This window comes from Acetatifactor sp. (genome assembly GCF_982438285.1).
In genome coordinates this window covers 1-2,938 of record NZ_CEWDFQ010000365.1, presented here as the reverse complement: position 1 = coordinate 2,938, position 2,938 = coordinate 1, and the positions used below count along the sequence as shown (strand labels likewise).

At 48.9% G+C, this 2,938-nt stretch carries 3 protein-coding genes; all 3 read right to left on the bottom strand.

Annotation, left to right across the window (positions count from 1 at the left end):
- Nucleotides 1-1,048 (bottom strand): sugar transferase (locus AC1WIP_RS13945; protein ID WP_481142393.1); only part of this gene is annotated, 1,048 nt, incomplete at its 3' end.
- Complete coding sequence (locus tag AC1WIP_RS13940) at nucleotides 1,045-2,052, bottom strand: LacI family DNA-binding transcriptional regulator (protein ID WP_173734870.1); 1,008 nt, start codon at nucleotides 2,050-2,052, stop codon at nucleotides 1,045-1,047. The genes AC1WIP_RS13945 and AC1WIP_RS13940, both read right to left, overlap by 4 nt.
- 11 nt (nucleotides 2,053-2,063) lie before the next feature.
- Nucleotides 2,064-2,912, bottom strand: a complete 849-nt coding sequence (locus AC1WIP_RS13935) for a class II fructose-bisphosphate aldolase (RefSeq protein WP_173717930.1) — start codon at nucleotides 2,910-2,912, stop codon at nucleotides 2,064-2,066.
- Nucleotides 2,913-2,938: the final 26 nt, after the last annotated feature.

Sequence of the window (2,938 nt, the reverse complement as noted above, 5' to 3'; positions counted from 1 at the left end):
TGCTCCACCGGCTGATATACTCCACATCCAGCTTCACCACCTCCTCAAAATCCGTGATGTTGCTGCGTCCGCTGACCTGCCAGAGTCCCGTGATGCCAGGCTTTGCAGACAGCCGCGCCCTGTGGTGCAGCTCATACCTCTCCCATTCCTCCACCGTGGGCGGCCTGGTTCCCACCAGGCTCATGTCCCCCTTCAGCACATTGAAAAACTGTGGAAACTCGTCCAGGCTCCAATCCCGGATAAAGTTGCCCACTCCCTTTTTGGTGGTGCCGTCCGCAAGCTTTTTGCTGCCGATAATCCTGGGGTCCCAGTCCAGCTTAAACATATAGCCATCCTTTATCCTGTTCTGGGAAAGAAGCTCTTTTTTGCGTTCCTCCGCATCCACGTACATACTGCGGAATTTATACATTTTAAAGCGTTTTCCATTCTTTCCCACTCTTTCCTGTACGAAAAATAAAGGGCCAGGGGACTGTATCAGAATAATGGGGGCCAAAATCAGGCTTAAGATAATGGTGGCAAAAGACCCCGCCAGGCCTCCCAGGATATCCAGCAGGCGTTTTAAAAGCATCTGTCTGTCGCTGGCATAATTAATGCTGGTGGTGAGCACAGTGTAATTTCCCAGCCGCTCCACAAGCTGTTTTCTCCCTGACAGCCCGCCTGCCTGCAGCAGGCGGATATGTACCACCGCTCCCATCTGAGTAAACTGCTCTACCAGCTCCTGTGGTGTTTCCATCTCCTCGGGCAGATCAATAAAGACCTCGTCCACCCATTCCCGGCAGGCATAGCCCACCACCGTTTCCCCATCCGCCACCACAGGTACTCCGGCAATCTGCTCTCCTGAAATATTACCTGTCTCCAGGCATTCGCAAATAGCGCCGCAAACCGCATGCCACCATTCATCCGGCTTCTGCTGCGCCCATCCCTCATGAGGATAATAAACAGGGTAATCCCCATTGGCGGAAGCCATCACCTTTCCGTTCTTGTTAAATATGGCAACCTTGCACGCGCTGGTTCCAATATCAATTCCTAATAAATAGTCTTTGCTCATCCTTGTCTCCTTATGGATTTCCCCATAAAAATATCAGTCTGAAGTTTCCGTACAATATGGTCAGGAAGCTCATCTCTTCCTTCAAGCCGTTCCAGCATGATCTGTGCTGTTTCCCTTGCAATTTTCTCTGTGGGCTGTGAAACAATGGTAAGTGCAGGTCTGCATGCACGGGCAAAAGGCAGATTGTCAAATCCCACCAGGGAAATCTCCTCTGGCATGGATACCCCCATCTCGTTAAGCCCGATCACTGCCCCCATAGTCATCTCATAGTTCGTCACAAAAACAGCTGTCATATCCGGATTCTCTTTCACCAGCTCTTCTACTGCCTGAACCCCTCCCTGGATCGTGTAATCACCATGACAGATCAGCTTTTCATCAACCGCAATTCCATGAGCCTTAAGTGCTTTCATATATCCTAACATACGCTGTCTGGCAGTGAATACCTCATCCGGTCCACCGATCAGACCAATCTTCTGATGCTGTTCTTCTACCAGCATGCCAACAGCCTTCTCAGCTGCATTTACATTATCCACCAGCACACAGTCGCAGGATATTCCCTGGATCATACGGTCGATAAGCACAATGGGTTTACCTGTTTTCTGAAATTCATTCAGATGGGCTCCAGTCATATCTACCGGCATATTGATAATTCCATCCACACGTTTCCGGGTAAGGAAATCCACTGCTTCTTTTTCAAGCTTCTTATCTGTTCTGCAGTCACAGACAATCGCTGCATATCCATGGCTTCGGAGGATATCCTCCATTCCACTGATGATTTCTGCGCAGAAAACATTGTTCAGCTCTGGAATCACAACCCCCACTGTCTTGGTCGCATTGGTCTTCAGACCGCGGGCAACTTCATTTACTTCGTAATGTAATTCTTCGATGGCTTCTTCGATCTTGATACGGTTCTTCTCTCTTACATTCCCCCCATTGAAATAAGAGGAAATCGTTGCCAGACCAAGTCCTGTCCGTCTGGCAATATCTTTCATCGTCGCTGCCATAAATCAGCCTCTTACTCAGCCTTTCCGTCACAGCCGCAAACTTTCATACGGGCCATTACAAGCTCTTTCACAGCTGCAATTCCAGCCTTGCCATATGCCTTAGGATCAAATACCTTCTCATCCTCAAGTGTCTCTCTGACAGCCTTGGAGTATGCTGCACGAAGCTCGGTGGCAAAATTAACCTTACAGATTCCTCTCTTTACGCAATCCATAACATCCTCATCGCTAAGGCCGGAAGCGCCATGAAGAACCAGAGGAATATCTACAACTTCACGAATTTCACTTAAACGCTCCTTATCAAGAACAGGAGTTCCCACATAGAAGCCATGTGCTGTGCCGATTGCTACCGCAAGAGAAGTAACGCCGGTGCGCTCTACAAATTCTCTGGCTTCCTGTGGATCGGTATTGGTATCTGCAACTGCAACCAGGTCGTCTTCCTTACCACCTACCTTACCAAGTTCTGCCTCGCATGGGATTCCCATAGAAGCTGCTACGTCAGCCACCTTCTTGCTCACCTCAATGTTTCCTTCATAATCCAGCTTAGAACCGTCAATCATCACGGAAGTATATCCAGCCTTCAGAGCCTTCATGGCGAGATCAAAGCTACTGCCGTGGTCAAGGTGCAGGCAAACCGGAACGGAAGCCTTTGCAGCTTCTGCTGCAACGATTGCCTGATAGGTCTCAAGAGTGCCATATTTAATAGTAGATGGAGTAGTCTGGATCATAACAGGTGCTTTCAACTCCTCAGCTGCCTGAATGATCGCTTTCACCATCTCCATATTCTCTGCATTAAATGCACCCACTGCGTAACCGCCCTGCTGAGCTTTCAACAACATTTCCTTAGATGTAACAAGTGGCATATTCTCCTCCTTCTGCCTGCTGATAC